Below are 18571 nucleotides of genomic sequence, written 5' to 3'. Positions count from 1 at the left end.
GGAACTGGCTGTATGCCCGGGATTGTCATAAGCCTGTTGGTACGTGTGGCGTGTACCGTACCAAGGTTTGTGGCCTACATCCGGGCTTACGGCCAGTTTTGCGTGTTTAGGAGGCCGTATGCCCGGGTACTGCACGCATCTTTGCAGACTTACTCCCGTTTTGAGGGGATAAAGAGTGAGTAGGTCAGCAGGGGGAGTGTTACTCCAGTCCGATGGACTTGAGGTGGTGGATCTTCAGGCTATCCACCTTCAGCGAGCCGGATTCGGCAACGAGCTTGACGGCGCGCGGGCCTTCGGAGGCGTAGGTGTAGGAGCTGAGCACCTGATGGCCGTGGTTCACATACACTTCAACCGAGCCTCGATCCACGAACACGCGCAGTTCCAACTTGCCGGTCAGCTCATCCGTATCCAGTGGGGCAGCACGGTAGCCGCGGTCACCGTTGCGCATCGCACCACGATCAACCACCACACGGCCGATCTGCTCATCGAAGCCAATCGCCGTGTACGCACCATCGCCAGTCGCCTGCACGCGAAGGCCCGCACGCTCCGCAGTAGAAGCATCCAAGTCGATCGTCATTTCGATCTCCACAGCCTCGGCATCATCCAGTAGCACCTTTTCGCCATCCTGCGTGAGCTCAAGCGCGCCGAAGTCGATCGTATCCTCACGCAAGCCCTCGATCTCAGCGGCGGGCGCAGTGTGAATATCACCGCAGCGCGAACCGAGCGTAATCTCGCGGGGGAGGGTCAGCTGACCGCACCAGCCGTCGTTTTCCATCGGAATCGGCTGAATGAACGGGCTCATCCAACCGTACATAATCTGGCGGCCGTCGCGGCCCGGCGCCTCGGTGTCGCCAGCGGCGGTATTAAACGACTGCGGTGCATAGAAGTTATGGCCGCAATCCCACAGGCGGAACTCGGTCTCCGGCACGAACGCCTCGCCTGGTGTCCACGAGCCGATCTGATAGCCGGCGGCCGACGTGCTGTGAGCGTCGAAACCGTGCTTCTTCGCGCCCATCGCCGAGTAGCCGATTACCCACTTCTCGTGGCCCTCAGCGTCGCGAATCGGGAAGAAATCAGGGCATTCGAGCATGAACACATTCGGATCCGGGTGCTCGAACAGGACGGTCTTGAACGTCCAGTCAACCATGTCATCAGATTCGTACAGCCACATCTGACCGCGCTGCTCGGCGGAGGAGACGCCGAACGTCATCCACCACTTGCCGGCGGTCTTCCACACCTTCGGGTCGCGGAAATGCCAGTGCACCTTCTCGCGCGGGCAGTCGACGACCATGCCGCGCTTGGTGACGTGCGTGAGCGTATCATCATCCGGCTCGGCGAGCATCTGCACCTGCCACTCGCCGCCGGTGTTGTCGACGCCGTTAGCCCAACGGTGACCGGTGTAGAAGAACTTGACCTTGCCATCGTCGCCGATAACCGCGCCGCCGGAGAACACGCCGTTCTTCTCCTGTTCGAGGCTCGGTGCGAACGCGATCGGCTCGCGACGCCAAGTCACCATGTCGGCGGAGGAGACGTGGCCCCAGTGCATCGGGCCCCACTGGGTGCCGTACGGGTGCAGCTGGTAGAAGACATGCCAGCGGCCCTGGTAGTAGCACAGGCCGTTCGGATCGTTGATCCAACCGCCGTTCGAGGCGATATGGAACTTCGGGTACCAGCGGTCGTTGCGGCTTGCGGCGAGCTTGGCAACGCCAGCTTCGGCTTTGGCGAGCTCTGCGTCATGATCGGCGATTGGAGTGTAGACAGGGGATGCGCTCATCGTTGAGTTTCCTTTCAATGCTGATGGGTGATTATTGGTTTGGTAGTGGATGGTTAGGGCAGATTGCGGGTGGTTGTGGGTTTGGACCGGGCATGGTCTGCGATTGACTATGCCCGTTGTGCGGAGGAAGCCGTCCGCATCGTGGGTCAAGAGGACAAGGAAGGGGAATCAAAAAAACACCTCATGACCGACGTTGCGGGCGGCCGCCCCCGAGGGGACGGTGCTGTGGAATGTTGCGAGCAGAATCAGGCCTTGGCCGCCTCCATCTGACGCAGTTGCTTGTCAGTGTAGAACGGGTCGCCGCCGACATCCTGGTCATCTTTCTTGATAACGAAGAAGCCGTAGATCAGCGCTGCGAGCACAATGCCGGAGATAACCCAGAAGGTGACGCGCGAACCCATGTCGTTGTTCGGCAGCATGGCCTTCATCTGGCCGTGGAACCAGCCCAGCGGCGTGGAGAAGACAATCTGACCGACCTGAGAAGCGATCTGGAAACCGACCATGTACAGCGTCGCGGACAGCTTAGTGTCGAAGTGCAACGTGAAGTAGCGGAATGCCGGCAGGCAGAACAGCGGCACTTCGATGGAGTGGAACAGCTTGACGATGGAGACCATAACCGGATCGTGGAACACGCCGCACAAGCCGATGCGAGCGAACATGACGAACGCGCCGAGCAGCAGTGAGTTGCGCACGCCGATTTTCTTCATGATGATCGGCACCACGCCCATCATCGCGGACTCAAGGAAGACCTGGAAGCCGTTAAGCGTGCCGTAAGTGGCCTGGCCGATTTCCGGCGTGGCGAACAGGTTGCGGTAGTAGACGGGGAAGAACTGCTGGTCAAACACGACGTAGAACGTGTTGGTGAACAACATGAACACGACGAGCACCCACAGGGTTGGCATGCCGAGCACAGCGACCATTTCCTTGAAGGTCGGGCCAGACTTTTCAGCCTTCGGATCAGCAGCTTTCTTGAGTTCCTCGCGCTGTTCGGCTGGAATCCAGAACGCGTAGATGGCGAGCATGGCCAAGCCGCAGATAGAGCCGACCCAGAAGTTGATCATCGGGTTGACGTTGAACATGAAGCCAGCGCACAGTGCGACGATCGCGTAGCCGAAGGAGCCCCAAGCGCGCGACTGACCGTATTCGAAGTTGAATTTGCGGCTGTAGCGTTCAGTGACGGCCTCGAGCAGCGAGCAGGCTGCCATGAAACCGGCTGATAGGACGATGGATCCGATAAGTGCGCCCGCCCAGCGAATGTTGCCACCAGCCATGAGCATTGGATGGTAGATGAACTGGACGAATGGGCCGACGAGCGCGGCAATAATAGAGGTAACGATTACCAGGTTTCGTTTGATGCCGAGCTGATCTTGGATCGCGCCGTAAGCGAACATGATGATCATGGTCGCGGTGGAGTTGATGGCGTAAATGGTACCGATTTCAGTGTCGCTCAGCTGGAGTGATTCAAGCCAAATACGGAAGAATGACCACCATACGCCCCATGAGCAGAAAAACATGAAGATGCCAAACGAGCTTTCCAAATAGGAAGGATTTCGCCATGCAGCTTTGCGTTCTGTTGCCATTTGTTGTTGTTCCCTTGTCCCTCTCAGTCGCTGCCGTGCGACTGTGTTGTGTCTATCTCCATTGTGTGGTTTATAGGGGTTCCCTGCCCAGCTTCCGCGCTGTTGTGGGGAATCGTGACACTTCATATGATAGAACGTCAATCGATTTACGTCAAACGATTGACGTTCTACGTACGAAACACATTTGCTGCGTGACGTCAAACGATTGAAATGTTGCGGTTATTAGGTTTTCCAAGATACTGTGTATCGGCGTGTCGCGCGATGGGCATGTGTGTGCTCAAACAATTAAGAGCTAGGACTTTGAGCTGGCACGTTGAGCAATGAACACGGGCGGCAATGAACACGGGCGCACAGTGTTGCCACTGTTAGCGTCGCACGGATTCCTTTTCAATAAGCGTGCAGTGGATTTTCGCTGGAATCGGAGCGTCAAGCGGTGGCAGTGCAGCAGTGGTATGCGGTAGTTGTAGATCGGAAAGATCACGATCCTCAATCATGGAAACAAGCTTGCACGTCGCCCAATAGCCCATTTCATAATGGGGCAGTTCCACGGTGGTCAACTGTGGTGAGAACGTCTCCGCGAATACGCGATGATTATCAACGCCTACTACGGAAACGTCCTTGCCGATGGTGAGCTCGCGCCGCGCAGCACACTCATACACATACCATGCGCGCGCATCGTTAAAGCAGAAGACGCCATCGGGCTTCTCACGGTCGAACAAGTCGCTCACAGCTTGCAGTGCGGGGCCGTTGTTGAGCACGTTAACTACCAGTCGCTCGTCGAATTTGCGCCCAGCATCTTCCAGTGCGCGCCGGTAGCCTTCAAGACGGCCGTCCTGTGCGAGCATCAATTCTGAACAGCCAACGTATGCAATGCGCTCGCACTGTGCATCAATCAGTCGTTTGGTTGCATCGTACGCGATACGGAATTCATCTGGTTCAATGCTAGGGAAGCGGCCTTCGCGGTCGGTGGCATCGACCAAAACAACCGGATAGTCGCCAAGGCTGGAGGGCACGTTGGCGTATCGGTTCGACATTTTTGCGTACATAAACCCGTCTACACCATAGCGTTTGAGGGTGGCGATTTCGGTTTCTTCATCTACGCGACCGTCTGCATTAACGGTGAACAGCATGTAGCCGAGTGTGCTGGCAGCATCCTGCGCACCAAGGATGATGCCGCCGGCGTAAGGGGTAGTGGCGATTTCTTCACTGACGAATGCGAGAATACGCGTACGACTGGTGCGCAATGATCGTGCGAGAGGATTGGGACGATAGCCAAGTTTGCGTGCGGTGTCGCGCACCTGTGCGGCGATAGAAGCTTTGACTCGTCCGGCGTCTCGATCATTGAGCACGAGGGAAACGGTGGATACTGACACCCCCGTTTGTTCGGCGATCTCCTTCATCGTGGTCATACGTCAAACGATACACGTAGCGGTAGGCGATGGGCGGCATTGACTTGCAACTATGTGTTCGTTGCATTACAAAAATTGCAGTTGAGCCAATTTTGTAATATGTAGTTTCAGCAACATGCTATTTTGTGCAGAAAAAACGTCATTTTTTCAATGTTTTCAATATGAAAGCGTGTGCAAAACACGAATGCTCGACGTATGATAGAGGGTATGGAAACCTCAGTTACAGTCTACGATGTCGCCGCTCGTGCGGGGGTATCTGCGTCGACAGTGTCGCGCGCTTTTTCTCGTCCAGATCTTGTCTCTGCAAAGACGCGCAAACTGGTGATGGAGACAGCCGAGGCAATGAATTTTACGGTGTCGCGCTCCTCGCTAGCATTAAAATCTGGCCAGTCATTTCGTGTGGCGCTCTTGCTGAGCGCTACGGTGACGACATGGTTTAATTCGCGTGTTTTTGAAGGATTAGACAACGTACTTCACCCTGCCGGCTACGATATTTCGATTTATCCAATTGGTGACACGCAAAGTCGTCGCGAGTTCTTCGATACGATGCCGGCTCGGCGTAATGCTGATGCGGTGGTCGTGCCATCGTTCGACGTTGATCCTGAGGAATCCGAACGACTCATGACCATGAACGTGCCGATCGCTGGCATCAACACGACTTCGCATGCAGGCATGTCTGTCTCCGTATCAGTGAACGATGCACTGGGTGTGCGCATGCTGATGCGTCACCTTATTTCACTCGGTCACCGCCGGATCGCGTATGTAGGAAGAAATCCGCAGGTTACACTGCCGTTCAGTACTTCCGGCCGTCTTGCTGAATATCGCAATATTTGCGAGCAGGAAGGACTTGAGCAGATCGTCATTCCGATCACTGATGATGATACGAATTTCAACAAGGCGTTTAATCATCTTGTTGGTTTGCCGCAGTTGCCTACTGCAGTGTGCTGCCAGGAGGATGGCATTGCTATTCCACTGATGTGCAAGATGCGTGATTTTGGTATTCGTATTCCTGAAGACGTGTCAGTCACTGGTTTTGATGACAGTACTTATGCGCAAGATATGGATTTGACTACGGTGCGGCAGGATCCGCGCGCAATGGCTTCGAGTGTGGCAACGAAACTGCTCGATATTATTAACGATCGGAAAGTAGCTCAGCCATTCGAGGAATTCCCGCTTGAGATGGTAGTGCGTGGTTCAACGACAGCACCTCGCGCTACACGCGCATTGGGGCCTGCACATAAGTAGAGCGGCAAGCATCGCTGAACAACACGTAAGCGACATCGGATACATTCATCCGATGTCGCTTTTTATATGCATGCAACCGGTGGCATACGATTGTGGCGCATCATGCGATTGCGCAATCACATGATGCACCACAGCAGCAATCAATGAACACAAAGTCGCGTAAATAAATACAAAAAAGCGGGGACCATACCTGTGTATGATCCCCGCGGTGATATCAACTCATTCAGTTAGCAATCGAACTGAATGATAGGAGACTCACTCAGCATCGAAAGCAGTGGCTTCCGGCAGCATGCCGATGGTCTTCTCTTCGGTAGCCCACTCAGTCTTCCAGCCGTTGACGTAAGCGTCGCGGACCTTGGACCAGTCGCCGGTCTCGTTGACGTACTCAACGAGAGCATCCAGCACGCCCTGGCCCCAAGCATCGAGAGTGGAGAAGGAGCGCACGCTCGGCTTGCCAGCGGTCAGGTAAGCGCGAGCAGCCTTGGTCAGCGGGTTAGCCGGCTGGTCGTCATCGCCGTATGCGGTGCTCGGCACAGCGAAGCCCATGTCCTGGCTCATAGCCTTCTTGCCCTTCTCAGAGCTGAACAGCCACTCGATGAAGTCGAAGGTAGCCTTCTTATCCTTCTCGCTAGCGTTCTTATTCACTGCCCAAGAAGCGTCGTAGATACCAGCCGGGCCGTAAGCATCCTCACCAGGAATGCCCATGAAGTAGGGGAGCATGCCCAGGTCTTCGTCAGCGACTTCGTTGTCCTTGATCTGGGTGTAAGCCCACACACCGTTGGTGTAGAAAGCAACCTGGCCGAGAGCGAATTCGCTGGTGACATCCTCATAGGTCTTGGAGGTGAGCATGGAACGCGGGGTCGGGCTGTTGTCCATCTCTAGGTCGAACAGATCCTTGTAGTTGTCGACGTAGGTGCCCTTGATTTCCTTCATGAACGTCGTGTTGTTGTCCTTGTATTCGAAGGCCAGCGGGATACGAGTCATGTGGGAAGCCCAGCGGTAGCCGTTGGAGGAGTCCATGCCCGGCGAGGAGAATGCGCCGTCGATGCCCAGGTCATCCTTGTGCTTCTGCATGTCTTCGACGACTTCCTTGAGCACGTCGTAGTTGGTGATGTCCTTGTCGGACTTGATCTTTGCGTAATCCTTGGAAGCGTACTCGTTGACGATCTTCTTGTTGTAGATGATGCCGTACCATTCAGCGGCGTACGGCAGCGTGTAGTGGTGGCCGTCAGCCTGGTAGGAGTTAGCCTTACCTTCATCGGTGAGCAGCTTGTAGGCGGCGGAGTCGTCAACCGGCTCCATGTAATCCTTCCACTTAGCGAAGTTCGGGTAGCCGGTGATGCTCCACATGGTCGGGGCGTCAGACTTAGCCAGCTCGGAAGCAAGGGTGTTGTCGTAGTTGTTTGCAGCGGAGAGGACCTTCACCTCAACGCCAGTTTCCTTGGTGTACTCCTTGGCCAGATCGTCAAGCTGGTCAACGACCTCTGCCTTGTTGTTGACGAAATAGACCTTGCCCTTGTTCGGGTCTGCAGTGCTGCCGCCGCAGGCCGCGAGCGTGCCGACCATCATCGACAGTGCCGCGATGGAGGCGATGGCCTTGATCTGCTTCTTCATGGTGGTTTCCTTTCCTTTTCCATTGACGAATCCTTCGCTGGATTCGTTTGGCTTTGATTATTTAGTTGATTGGGTTATGAGGGGTAAGAGTGAATGGTTGATTGCGATGTTGGATGAGTACGTGTGCATCAGTGCACAAAATGACTCCGGTTGCATTATGACATGCAGTATTGCATCGCAATGTCATTGAAAGTGGGGGAGGGAACGGTTGGCGGCGGTTTATGCGGAAGGTTGCCGCCGCCAACCATGAGGGAAGGAGGAACAGCACTAGCGTTCGGCATACGCTAGCACCGGGGTGGACCGGTCAGCCCTTAACGGCGCCGGCGGTCACACCCTTGACGATGTACTTCTGGCAGCACAGGTAGAAGATCACGATCGGCAGGATCGCGAGCACCAGTGCAGCCATCAGGGCGCCCATATCAACCGAACCGTATCCGCCGCGCAGATACTGGATGGCGATGGACAGAGTCTTGAAGCGCTGCAGGTCGAGGGACAGGTACGGCATCAGGAAGTCGTTCCACACCCACATGATTTCGAGGATGCCAACCGACACTAAGCCGGGGCGCATCATCGGCAGCACAATCGTGAAGAATGTGCGCAGCGGGGTAGCGCCGTCAATCATTGCAGCTTCTTCAATTTCAGCGGGAATCGACTTGACGATACCAGTGAAAATGAACACTGGCAGGCCTGCGCCGAAGCCCAAGTAGATAATCCACATGCCCCACGGGGTGTTCAAGCTCAACATGTCGGTGATCTTGGACAGCGGGAACATCACCATCTGGAAGGGGACGACGATACTGAAGATGAACGCTACGTACATCGTCTTCGCAACCCAGTTGTTCACGCGCACAATCCACCATGCGCACATCGAGCAGCACAGCAGGATGAGTGCAACCGAACCCAGCGTGATGACAATAGTCCAACCGAAGCTGGCGAGCATGTCAGTTTTTTCAATACCGCGCTCGTAGTTTTCGAGGCCAACAAAGGACTTGCCGGCGGGGATAGAGAACACGTCCTTGGAGATGTAGGCGCGCTTCTTGAACGAGTTGATAATGACCAGGATGATCGGGTAAATCCAGGCCAGAGAGACCACAGCGAAGATCGCGGTCCACAACCATCCGTGCTTGAGCTTGTCGGTCATGCCTGGACCTCCTTGGAAGTGGTGATGCGGTTCTGAATGATTGCAACAATTGCAACGATGATGAAGAAGATGACAGCCTTAGCCTGTGCAACACCTTCAAAGCCGGTACGGCTATACATCGTGCGGTAGATGTTCAGTGCGAGCATTTCGGAAGTGTTGGACGGGGCGCCGTTGGTCAACGCCAAGTTCTGATCGAACATCTTGAAACCATTTGCAACCGTCAGGAAGCTGCACACGGTGATCGACGGCATCATCAGCGGGATAGTAATGCGGAAGAGGATCTGACGGCCGGAAGCACCGTCAACCTGTGCGGCTTCGAGCAGATCACCCGGAAGGCTTTGGAAGCCAGCGATGTAGATGACCATCATATAGCCGATCTGCTGCCAGCAGAACAGGATAACCATGCCCCAGAAGCCGTAGACAGCGGAGTAGGTAAGCGACTTATCAAACAGGGCGAGCACACCGTTAAGCAGCAGCTGCCAGATGTAGCCCAAGATAATGCCACCAATGAGGTTTGGCATGAAGAACACCGAGCGGAAGAGGTTTGCACCCTTCATTGCCTTGGTGAACATGTAGCCAACGGCGAAGGCGATGACATTCACCAGGACGGTAACCACGATGGTGAAGGCTACCGTGCGCCACAGTGCGTTAGCGAATTCGGGGTCGCTGAACGCTTGACGGTAGTTGTCAAGGCCGGTCCACTTTGCATCTGTCATCGTCCTGAAGCTTGTGAAGCTCAGATAGATACCCATTGCTAGCGGGATGATGAACGCCACGATGAATGCGAGAGCGGTTGGCAGTGCGAACAGTGCCCACCACCTCCGTATTGCTTTTCCAGTCATGGTAATCATTGCTGAGTCATCGTCTCCTCCCTGAGATCAACGCGGTGATCATACAGTGTATGTCACCGTGAATGTCACCGTGTGCAATGCTTATTTCCTTTTGTTTTGAGGAAGCTTGCCGTTGCTGATGGTTGAAACAATAACACGTTTTGCATCCGGTTGCAAATCGTGTCGGAAAAATGTATGATCAAGTTCATCAAACATAAGGCAACAAAGGAGTGCATCCGTATGTATGAATCACACTTACCTGACACGCATCCGATGAATCCCACAATGCAACTGGAACCAGTAATGAATCCAGAAGCTATTGTTTCTGGCACCAATTGGCGTATTGGCATTCTGTCAGATGCACTACTGCGTCTGGAATGGTCTGATGAAGGCGTTTTTGAAGATGCAGCAACACAAATGGCTGTGCGTCGCAACTTTGGTCAATCCGTGCACTATACGGTATCTGAAGCTGATGGTCTGCTTGTTATAGAAACGCCATCGCTGCGCCTGACCTACGATCGCAAGCCCTTTAGCAAAGAAGGATTAAGCATCGTCGTCAAAGGTGTCAAGAACACCAAAACCAACACATGGCACTATGGTGAGGCGCAAAGCGGCAACCTGCGCGGCACCGCGCGTACCCTCGACTGGGCGAACGGTGAGATCCCGCTGGGACTCGGCGTCGTATCACGCGATGGTTGGGCGGTACTCGACGACTCAGCCTCGAATCTCATCGTTTCCGACGATGCAAACCCCACCGTCGGTACGCGCATCACACCGCGTGAACACGCCGAAACAGACCTGTACTTCTTCGGTCACGGTCATGATTACGCCGCCGCAGTACGCGACTTCTACCGACTGTCAGGCGACACGCCGCTACTGCCGCGTTGGGCGCTCGGCAACTGGTGGAGCCGCTTCCACCGGTACACCACCGATGAATACTTGGCGCTCGCAGACCGCTTTGAACGCGAACGCTTGCCATTCACGGTGGCCGTGATTGATATGGACTGGCATCTCGTTGACGATGTTGACCCGAAGTACGGCTCTGGTTGGACTGGCTACACGTGGAATCGCAAGCTGATTCCGGATCCAGAACACTTCTTGAATGGCTTGCACCAGCGCGGCTACCGAGTCACGCTGAACGATCACCCGCGTGACGGTATTCGCGCATTCGAAGACTGCTATCCGAAGGCTGCCGCTCAAATGGACATTGATCCAAGCAGTGAGCAACCGGTGGAATTCGATCTGACAAACCCGAAGTTTGTTAACACGTATCTTGACGTGCATCATGACCTCGAGCAGCAGGGTGTTGATTTCTGGTGGGTGGACTGGCAGCAGGGTGGTGTGACGCGTCAGAAGGGTCTTGACCCGCTGTGGGCGCTCAACCACTTGCACTATCTCGACTCTGGGCGTGAAGGCCACGAGCCTTTGACGTTCTCCCGCTATGCTGGCCCTGGCTCGCACCGTTACCCGGTCGGCTTCTCCGGCGACACGATTGTGACGTGGGAATCGTTGCAATTCCAGCCGTACTTCACTGCTACCGCGTCCAATATTGGCTACGGTTGGTGGAGTCACGATATTGGCGGCCACATGTTCGGCTACCGTGATGAGGAGCTGGAAGCGCGCTGGTATCAGCTCGGCGTGTTCAGCCCCATTAACCGACTGCACTCCACTGATTCGCCGTTCAATGGCAAGGAACCGTGGAATTTCAAGCCGGAATATCGCGAGTCGATGAATGAGTCGTTGCGTTTGCGCCACCGGTTGCTGCCGTACTTGCACACGATGAATCATGTTGCAGCTCAAGAAGGCACGCCGATTGTGCGACCGATGTATTGGCTGGAGCCGGACAATGATCACGCGTACACCGTGCCGAACGAGTTCCTGTTTGGCTCGCAGCTGCTCGTAGCTCCGATTACTTCGCCGATGGATAAGGCTTCACATCGTGCTTCGTGCGACGTGTGGCTGCCACGCGGTGAATGGTTCGACTTGTTTGATGGCCGTCGCTATGCCTCCTCGGCGCCTGATGGCCGCCGTATTGGCGTGTGGCGTGGCATTGACCGCATTCCGGTGTTTGCGAAGGCTGGAGCGATCGTGCCGTTGCAGGAGCTTGGCGATGGTACTGATAGCCCAGTGAACGGCGTTGATAATCCGCAAGCATTGACTGTGCTGGCATTCCCTGGCGCGGCTGGTTCGTTTACGCTGCGTGAGGATGACGGTCATGGTGCAAATGCGACTACGGACATCACAATGACACCGGTTGCAGACGGTGATGATGTGACTGAAGTGGTAATCGCTCCGGTTGCAGGTGCGGCGGACGCTGTTCCCGCAACCCGTACGTGGACGATTACGTTGCGCGGCGTGGCTCAGGGTACCGTGAGTGCCACGGTGGATGATCTTCCGGCGACGGCGAACGCGCAGTATGACGAGCATACGCTCAGCCTGAGCGTGACTGTTACAGCATCGAGCAGCGCCCAAGTGCGTGTGCAGTTTGCCAATGCGCCTATCGCTGCAAACCCGTATGTGCAGGATGCGTTTGACGCGCTTATGCATGCTGACATGCGCTACCTGACCAAGGAACGCACGTATGCGGCTATTCGCCACGACGGCCCGCTGGCGTTGCCTTCGCTTGATGCGATGGAACACGTGAGCAGTGACGATATGGAAGATTGCTCCGATTCGCACATGCCATCAGCTGTCAAATCCGTGCTTGCGGAGATTCTTCTGCGCGGCTGACATGATGATGTTCGCATAACAACTGGTGCAGAACATCAATAAATCGATAAGGAGGCTGGGGAAGAACACTCAATACCGTGTTCTTCCCCAGCCTCCTTACTTATGCACATGAACGCGTAGAGGAGGAGCTGGCTATAGGTTGCGTACCGCGCCGATAAACAATGGCACACCGTCCGGCGTGTCGTACTCGTAGAGGAACGGGCGGTTGACATCGAACTCGACGATGTCCTCGACCTGAGCGCTCCCCGCTTCCGCGTCGGCGAACGTGAACGCCGACGCTTTTGCACCATGCTCGTTCACGTCAATCGCTGTACCCTGCATGATCTGGCTCAAATACACGTTCCCGGCGCCATCGCCGCGTTCTGTCATCGCGCCGAAATCCGCTTTCGTAGCATCGAACGCGTCGGTCATACCGAGCGACTCCAACGCGGCGCGCACATCATCGGGGTCGAACGTGTTCTTGATCGCAAAGCGCGGCAGCCGCACGAACACCTCCTTCGACTCCGCGCTCACCCCCATGCCGGCCGCCGAATCCGCCATACAAGCGTATCCGCCAGCGGAGGATCCATCCTCGCCGCGACTCAGGCACGTCGACATCGCCCAAAGCAGCTTGTCCGCGTTGCCGGCGATCTCATCGAAATGACCAGCCTTGGGCAGCAGGATCGTCAGCGCGCCGCCGTTGTCGAACGGAATCGACACGCGCTGCCACGTCTCGTTCTCATCATGTGCCCAGATCATCGTGTCGAAGGTCTTCATCATCATCGGCACCTCGTTATCGCCATTTGTGCCGTGGAAGGTGAAATCCTGCGTGCTTTCCGGGTCGAACGGGCTTTGCCAACGGCCGTCAGCGTACACGGTGTTGATCACCGTGAGCATCGTGGAATCATCGAGATTCAGCGACGGGGCCAACATACCGCGCGTATGTTCAGCGATCCAGCTTTCCATGCGCTTCGCCGCCGCAGCCGAATCGGCGAAATTCAGCGAATGGATGTCCGCGTCGAAATCGTTCTTCGCTGTGGACTTGAACGCATCGGTCAGTTGCCAATCGCGGTTGATCCACACCGAATTGTGCATGTCCATTTCGGATTTCGCGCCGCCGTAGTGTCCGTTCACCGCGCTGAGTAGCGAACGGTAATCGCCGCTTTCAAGCGAGCCTGCGCCGAGCAACTCGTTCATCTGCGCGCGCGTGGAGCTGTTAGCACCTTGCGCAAGAATCGCCAACGCCATCCACATTGAAACAGGGGAGTAGTTCACATTACCGTTGCGGTCGGCGGTGCCAGTGTTATTTTCGGCGTCGCTGGACTGCGTATTCGCCGGTGCAAGGAAACTCGGCGCACTGCGATACGCGAACGACACCGTGGCCTCGCGCGCGGCTTCGCTGGCCGGCTGCGCGGCGGGCTTCATCAGATTCATTGCGAAGAAGCGACCTCCACCGGCCGTCCACCACACGCCGCCGATGCTGAATATCACCAAGGCGACAATCAGCGTAACGGCAATGATCACACGGTGTTTGCGGTGCCGAGTCTGCGTTCGCTGCTGCTCCAGCCAGTGGACATCGTCATGATGATTGTGCTCGCTGGAGTCGAGTTGCGCGGCACCAGCGGGGCGTGCGGCGTCGGCGGGATGAGCCTGCATATCCGTAGTTGTTCGCTTGTTCATGACGCACCCCTTTCGGGTGACGATCGCGCTTCGTTGCGCGGCTTGATATCAGTCTATGGCGTTTGTGAGGTTCATATTCGGCCTGGTCGTGTCGCGCAATCCGCTACCGCGAGGAGACGCGCCGCACGATCCAGCGCACGACGCGCACGCTAAGGAACCCGATATAGCTGGCGATGACGTAAACGAGTGCAAAAAAACCAATGGTTTCAATCGCATACCATTGCACGAAAACGCCTCCGAGTCGAGTGCACGTGACGCCAAGCGCACATTCGGTATCGAACGGGCTGATCAGCAACATCAGAAACGGCACTGCGGCTAGTGCGGCGATCAGCGGAAACGCATACGTTTTCAGCAGTGCCGCTACGCCTGGTTGCGGTTGCTTATTGTCACGCGACGCCCACGCGCCGCAGATCACCAGCAGGGCCGGCGGCAGCGCGAAATTGATCATGATCGCGCCCATAAATGCTGCGTCGCCGCCGATCAGCGTTAACGTCAGCAGCAGCCCGTACATGATCGCCAACGCCAAGAGGCACCCGAAACGCACGGTATCGCGGCGAATCCACGTGAGCATACGTCCGCTTGCGCTGGCGGGCGGCGGGTTGACGAACAGCGTGCGTAGCCCGTAGCGGCCGATCGCATAACAGGCGAACGCGATCGCCGAATAGCACACCAGCAGCAGCACGCAGGCGACGAAGGTCTGCATAACAATACGCGGTCCGTCGGCGCGCATCAGCTCAAGCCATTCGCCATTCGATAAGTATGCGTTGGCGAATTGCCTGGTCGGGCGCATGCGAAGATTCGTGAGTCCGAAGCCGACCGGGCCAAGCAGCGCGCTCGCGACCGGGAACGACAGGCTGCCGGTGCGGATGGAGCCGAGGATCAGGTTCGTGATTGCCAATGCTATAGGCCAGAAGGTCGCCATGCTGGTGTGCCAGACAAAACCGTTCGCATCGGTGAGGGCGGAGTCGCTGACAGCCTCAGGCTCCACGATGAAGGCGCTTGCACCCCAGATGAGCACGGCCAGCATCATCATCAGCGCGCCGATGCCGATCCAATGCGCGCGGTTCCAGGTGAACAGGGGAGCGGGAGTGCCGTTGCGGCCGGAGAGTACACGGTTGACGGTGGATGGTGCAGAGGTCATGATGGCCTCCTTTCCGCCGGATTGCCGGCTTTTATGAGGATCGCCGCACGCCGGTGGAAGACCGGCGCGGCGTGTCCTGATGATTCCACTGTAGAACAGCGGCGACAGGTGGGATGATGGTTGTCATGGCAGCCATGACGGCGGGCGGCGAAGCGGCCGTTCGGGCGGCATGATGAGGGGGACAACGCGGGAGGTGCGGATATGGGAGATATGGATGATATTGCTCTCCATGCCACCGATGCCGGTGTTGCGAACGTTTGCGATAGTGCGAACGTTCGCTCCAATGACGGCGTTCGCATTGATGACGCGCACATTGTTGGCAGCGATTGCGAACGTATCCGCATCGGCATCGTCGACAACGACCCCTATGCGCTGAAAGTGCTCGCCGCGATGATCGCGCGCATGGACGCCCGCTTCGAAGTGATCTGGACTAGCGAACTTGGTGCGGTCGCCATCCGGCGATGCTTGAGTACAGCGAAAAGGCCTGACGTGCTGGTCACCGACATGTCGATGCGCGATGTTCCCGGCACTGAGGTATGTCGGGCGATCCGCGTCAAAACGCCGAAAGTCGGCGTGGTGGGCGTCACCTCGTATGCTGTCACGTCGTTCTGCGCTGAGGCGGCACGTTGCGGCATGCAGGCGCTTATCGCCAAAACCGATCTGAACGGCATGGCCACAGCGATCCGCAACGCGGCGCGCGGAATGGCGACCAACGCGTGCGGGCGTAGTGACAGGCTGGATGATGGCGGCGAGGTGGGCGGTACCGGCATCGTCGGAGACGGTGTCGGGCGCACCGGAGCTGCCGGCGCCGCATTCGCCGGAGCGACGGCCGACGTTCGCTTTCTTGACGCGGCCAGTGCGCACATGCTGCTTGAGGACGGCTCGTATGAGCGTCGCGGGGCGTTGTCCGCCAAGGAACGCGACACGTTGCGCCTGTACGCGGAGGGATTGGCCACCAAGGAGATTGCCGCGGCGTATGGCGTGAGTGAAGCCACAGTCGCCACCTTCGAGCGTCGCGCGCTCGCCAAACTCGGGGCACGCAGCCGAGCGCACGCGATCTCGATATGCGTGCGACGGCACGAATTCTGACGCAATAATCGGCCGTGTGAAACGAACAAAGACTCAAGGAACGGGGTGCATGATGGGCGCGATACGGGAATGGTTTTCCGCTGCCGACCGGCGTGTGAGCAACGCATGGCTGCTCACCGCCACGCTGATCGTGGCGCTCGCCTGCACGGCGGAGACACTGTTCGCTCTAATGAGCGATGCCATGCCGATGTTTGACACCGTACCCGTCATGGTGTTCATCGCGGCCGTGATCGTCATGGCATTCCGCCCAGTCAGCGGTAGCATGCTGGTCGCGCTGCTCTGGACGTTGCTATGTATCTCGCCGGTGCATATGCCATCCGCGTTGCTGTTCGCGATTCTGTTGGCGGTAGGCATCGCCGGGTATGCGAACCGTCGTATCGCCGTGATCGTCGCGATCGTAGCATTGTCATCGTGGATGTTCGCGCGTGGCGGCGTCGCACTGCCGAACTCCGCGCCGGTGAACGACACCGCTATGACCGACACGTCAATGGGTTCGGGCAGCTCGGATTCTTTGGATACTGGTTCGGACACTGATATGAGCGGTTCGGATATGAGTGGTTCGAATGTGGACGGATCAGATGGGACAGATAGCGATGGTTCAGTTGATGGCAACGCGATCGGTGACAACGACACTCATCATGACAACGATAGCGATGCTGGCAGCGATCGCAGTCATGTCATACTCGGTTCAGTGACGATCTACGGCGTCACGCCGGTCGTCATCCTGTTCATCGGATTCATGCTCGGCGGCATGGCCGCACGGTGGAATCATGAGCGGCATCAGGCGCAGCTCGAACTTGCATACCGGCGGCGCAGGGAACGTGCCGCGCACGATATCCACGACTATGTGTCGAACGATCTGGCTTATCTGATCCTGCGCATGGACAAGGACCTCGCTGATGGCAAGACGCCTACGCTCGAGGAACTACAGGAACTGCGCGAGGTGGCGATGGGCGCGTTAGATCGCACGCATAAGGTCATCGGCGTGATCGAAGGGCATGACGATGACGCTCATGCGGTCGCCGGCATACCAACGAAGAATGACACGGATGGGGATAGGGGCGTGGCTGTCGAGACAGCTGCGAATACGATTGGAACAGGCGCTACCGGCGTGATATCGCCGTCCGTCAATCGTGCCGACTGCCCGCTTGCCGCCCAGCTGCGGGATATTGCACATACCGGCGACCATCGGCTTAAGGAACTCGGCTTCGAAGGGCAGACGATCGTCTCCAATGCGAACGATACGGCCGCGCGCAACGACATGATCGCTGGATTGCTGGAGGAACTGTACGGCAACATCGCCAAGCATGCCGAAGCGGAACAGGGCTATGTGCTGACGGTCGGCATCGGGCTTGACAGTGTGCAGATCGCCCTGATCGACACGCAGTATGACGGTCAACAGAACCGTCACGCGAACGATACCGGAAAGCAGAGTAGAGGAGCGGCGCTGGCAGCGTCGTCGGATGCACTACCGGCCGCATCCCCATCCATGTCATCCGGCACTGGACTGAGCCGATACCGTCAGGCCATCGAACGCCGTGGCGGCGAATTGCAGTACGATTCGCAAGACGGAGAGTGGACGCTATCGGCCATCATTCCGCTGTAGAGTGGCTCTTCGTATTTTGGTGTGTATGGTGCCGCATGTTTGTTGTATCGGTATCGCGCTTGCGCGCGATGATGTGTTGTTGACGGCGCATGGCACCGCGATGCTCCCCCAGTCTTCGCTCCGCTCAGACAGCCGTCCTGCAATTTCGGACGTGCTGCGCACGGCATTATCTGGCTCGCTGTCGCTCGCACCTCGCCTGAAAACGCCGCTGGCGTTTTCTTCACGGCTCGGCCTCGTTGAGGGGGCCAAGGCTTCCGCATCCACATTGGCGTGCGTTCACTTACTCGGCTCCCTTGGTTGAGGCATCACATTGACTGGCTGACGTCAGTGATGATTCTGTTTGGCGAGGATCTCATCCACCAGCTTCGGCTTTTCGGTCAGCTGACCGGTGAAACCGGGGCGGATATCCATGTGCAGCACAAGGCTCGTGCGATAACCCTGCTCGGCGAGCTTCTTCGCAGCCTCGCCGGCAACATGCAGCACCTCGTCAAGATCGCCCTCCACATTGGTGAACAGAGCATTGGTCTCCTGCGGCAGGCCGGATTCGCGGATCACCTCAATAGCCTGCGCTACATATGGCGAAACCTCCGAGCCGACGCCCGCTGCCGACACTTGAATCGCGGCAACGGTATTGAGATACGGCTTACCGGTCTGCGGATCAACCGGCACTTCCTGCTTTACTGCATTGCGATCAATAGGCATGATAGGTACTCCTTTATCCATGAACTCTCTTTGTAAGACGAAGCTGTAAAG

The 18571-nt window shown here is 57.0% G+C and carries 14 protein-coding genes; 5 read left to right on the top strand and 9 right to left on the bottom strand.

The features are described from left to right. Positions 1–199: 199 nt before the first annotated feature. The 3 genes from D2E25_RS03260 to D2E25_RS03250 all read right to left on the bottom strand — a co-directional run bounded on the left by D2E25_RS03260 (position 200) and on the right by D2E25_RS03250 (position 4763). On the bottom strand, positions 200–1774 hold the full coding sequence (locus D2E25_RS03260) for a glycoside hydrolase family 32 protein (protein WP_125979557.1): 1575 nt from the start codon (positions 1772–1774) through the stop codon (positions 200–202). Between the two features lie 245 nt (positions 1775–2019). Further along, positions 2020–3354: an MFS transporter gene (locus D2E25_RS03255; protein WP_125979555.1), complete on the bottom strand. Its 1335-nt coding sequence runs from the start codon at positions 3352–3354 to the stop codon at positions 2020–2022. Between the two features lie 365 nt (positions 3355–3719). Next, the gene (locus D2E25_RS03250) at positions 3720–4763 is read right to left on the bottom strand and encodes a LacI family DNA-binding transcriptional regulator (RefSeq protein WP_125979553.1); all 1044 of its coding nucleotides are present in this window, start codon (positions 4761–4763) and stop codon (positions 3720–3722) included. 207 nt (positions 4764–4970) lie between these two features. Between D2E25_RS03250 and D2E25_RS03245 the strand changes: the two genes are divergently transcribed. Then, on the top strand, positions 4971–6008 hold the full coding sequence (locus D2E25_RS03245; RefSeq protein WP_164514683.1) for a LacI family DNA-binding transcriptional regulator: 1038 nt from the start codon (positions 4971–4973) through the stop codon (positions 6006–6008). A 255-nt stretch (positions 6009–6263) separates the two neighbouring features. On the opposite strand, the gene D2E25_RS03240 is transcribed toward D2E25_RS03245, so the two are convergent. The 3 genes from D2E25_RS03240 to D2E25_RS03230 all read right to left on the bottom strand — a co-directional run bounded on the left by D2E25_RS03240 (position 6264) and on the right by D2E25_RS03230 (position 9614). Then, positions 6264–7622 (bottom strand): ABC transporter substrate-binding protein, encoded by a 1359-nt coding sequence (locus D2E25_RS03240; RefSeq protein ID WP_125979550.1) that lies wholly within the window; start codon positions 7620–7622, stop codon positions 6264–6266. Positions 7623–7926: 304 nt separating this feature from the next. Next, positions 7927–8763: a carbohydrate ABC transporter permease gene (locus tag D2E25_RS03235; protein ID WP_125979549.1), complete on the bottom strand. Its 837-nt coding sequence runs from the start codon at positions 8761–8763 to the stop codon at positions 7927–7929. Further along, the gene (locus D2E25_RS03230) at positions 8760–9614 is read right to left on the bottom strand and encodes a carbohydrate ABC transporter permease (RefSeq protein WP_125979548.1); all 855 of its coding nucleotides are present in this window, start codon (positions 9612–9614) and stop codon (positions 8760–8762) included. The genes D2E25_RS03235 and D2E25_RS03230 overlap by 4 nt, the downstream gene beginning before the upstream one ends. Positions 9615–9833: 219 nt before the next feature. Here D2E25_RS03230 and D2E25_RS03225 point away from each other — a divergent pair, with 219 nt between their 5' ends. Beyond that, the gene (locus D2E25_RS03225) at positions 9834–12323 is read left to right on the top strand and encodes a glycoside hydrolase family 31 protein (protein ID WP_420897310.1); all 2490 of its coding nucleotides are present in this window, start codon (positions 9834–9836) and stop codon (positions 12321–12323) included. A gap of 132 nt (positions 12324–12455) precedes the next feature. Here the strand turns inward: D2E25_RS03225 and D2E25_RS03220 are convergent, their stop codons facing one another. Both D2E25_RS03220 and D2E25_RS03215 read right to left on the bottom strand, forming a co-directional pair. After that, complete coding sequence (locus D2E25_RS03220; RefSeq protein WP_241216955.1) at positions 12456–13982, bottom strand: serpin family protein; 1527 nt, start codon at positions 13980–13982, stop codon at positions 12456–12458. Between the two features lie 103 nt (positions 13983–14085). After that, complete coding sequence (locus D2E25_RS03215; protein ID WP_125979547.1) at positions 14086–15123, bottom strand: hypothetical protein; 1038 nt, start codon at positions 15121–15123, stop codon at positions 14086–14088. A 390-nt stretch (positions 15124–15513) separates the two neighbouring features. Here D2E25_RS03215 and D2E25_RS03210 point away from each other — a divergent pair, with 390 nt between their 5' ends. From D2E25_RS03210 to D2E25_RS03200, 3 genes are read left to right on the top strand one after another with little or no spacing between them, the layout of a single operon-like run. After that, positions 15514–16212 carry a response regulator transcription factor gene (locus D2E25_RS03210; RefSeq protein ID WP_420897318.1) on the top strand — a complete coding sequence of 233 codons (699 nt, stop codon included), beginning with the start codon at positions 15514–15516 and terminating at the stop codon, positions 16210–16212. Positions 16213–16261: 49 nt separating this feature from the next. After that, positions 16262–17818: a sensor histidine kinase gene (locus tag D2E25_RS03205; RefSeq protein ID WP_241216952.1), complete on the top strand. Its 1557-nt coding sequence runs from the start codon at positions 16262–16264 to the stop codon at positions 17816–17818. A 25-nt stretch (positions 17819–17843) separates the two neighbouring features. Further along, complete coding sequence (locus tag D2E25_RS03200; RefSeq protein ID WP_125979545.1) at positions 17844–18119, top strand: hypothetical protein; 276 nt, start codon at positions 17844–17846, stop codon at positions 18117–18119. A gap of 23 nt (positions 18120–18142) precedes the next feature. On the opposite strand, the gene D2E25_RS03195 is transcribed toward D2E25_RS03200, so the two are convergent. After that, positions 18143–18520, bottom strand: coding sequence for a thiamine-binding protein (locus tag D2E25_RS03195; RefSeq protein ID WP_125979543.1), 378 nt, complete (start codon positions 18518–18520; stop codon positions 18143–18145). Positions 18521–18571: the final 51 nt, after the last annotated feature.

The sequence above is a fragment of the Bifidobacterium goeldii genome, from assembly GCF_003951095.1.
GTDB classification, from domain to species: domain Bacteria; phylum Actinomycetota; class Actinomycetes; order Actinomycetales; family Bifidobacteriaceae; genus Bifidobacterium; species Bifidobacterium goeldii.
The sequence above is the reverse complement of the archived record's forward strand: the minus strand, read 5'-3'. Positions and strand labels throughout refer to the sequence as shown.

What these genes read in the sequence shown, in the direction of transcription:
- D2E25_RS03205 (WP_241216952.1), top strand. Translation starts at nt 16,262, where the DNA reads ATGATGGGCGCGATACGGGAATGGTTTTCCGCTGCCGACCGGCGTGTG.
- D2E25_RS03260 (WP_125979557.1), bottom strand. Translation starts at nt 1,774, where the DNA reads ATGAGCGCATCCCCTGTCTACACTCCAATCGCCGATCATGACGCAGAG.
- D2E25_RS03245 (WP_164514683.1), top strand. Translation starts at nt 4,971, where the DNA reads ATGGAAACCTCAGTTACAGTCTACGATGTCGCCGCTCGTGCGGGGGTA.
- D2E25_RS03225 (WP_420897310.1), top strand. Translation starts at nt 9,834, where the DNA reads ATGTATGAATCACACTTACCTGACACGCATCCGATGAATCCCACAATG.
- D2E25_RS03230 (WP_125979548.1), bottom strand. Translation starts at nt 9,614, where the DNA reads ATGATTACCATGACTGGAAAAGCAATACGGAGGTGGTGGGCACTGTTC.
- D2E25_RS03220 (WP_241216955.1), bottom strand. Translation starts at nt 13,982, where the DNA reads ATGAACAAGCGAACAACTACGGATATGCAGGCTCATCCCGCCGACGCC.
- D2E25_RS03215 (WP_125979547.1), bottom strand. Translation starts at nt 15,123, where the DNA reads ATGACCTCTGCACCATCCACCGTCAACCGTGTACTCTCCGGCCGCAAC.
- D2E25_RS03200 (WP_125979545.1), top strand. Translation starts at nt 17,844, where the DNA reads ATGGTGCCGCATGTTTGTTGTATCGGTATCGCGCTTGCGCGCGATGAT.
- D2E25_RS03255 (WP_125979555.1), bottom strand. Translation starts at nt 3,354, where the DNA reads ATGGCAACAGAACGCAAAGCTGCATGGCGAAATCCTTCCTATTTGGAA.
- D2E25_RS03240 (WP_125979550.1), bottom strand. Translation starts at nt 7,622, where the DNA reads ATGAAGAAGCAGATCAAGGCCATCGCCTCCATCGCGGCACTGTCGATG.
- D2E25_RS03235 (WP_125979549.1), bottom strand. Translation starts at nt 8,763, where the DNA reads ATGACCGACAAGCTCAAGCACGGATGGTTGTGGACCGCGATCTTCGCT.
- D2E25_RS03250 (WP_125979553.1), bottom strand. Translation starts at nt 4,763, where the DNA reads ATGACCACGATGAAGGAGATCGCCGAACAAACGGGGGTGTCAGTATCC.
- D2E25_RS03210 (WP_420897318.1), top strand. Translation starts at nt 15,514, where the DNA reads ATGATCGCGCGCATGGACGCCCGCTTCGAAGTGATCTGGACTAGCGAA.
- D2E25_RS03195 (WP_125979543.1), bottom strand. Translation starts at nt 18,520, where the DNA reads ATGCCTATTGATCGCAATGCAGTAAAGCAGGAAGTGCCGGTTGATCCG.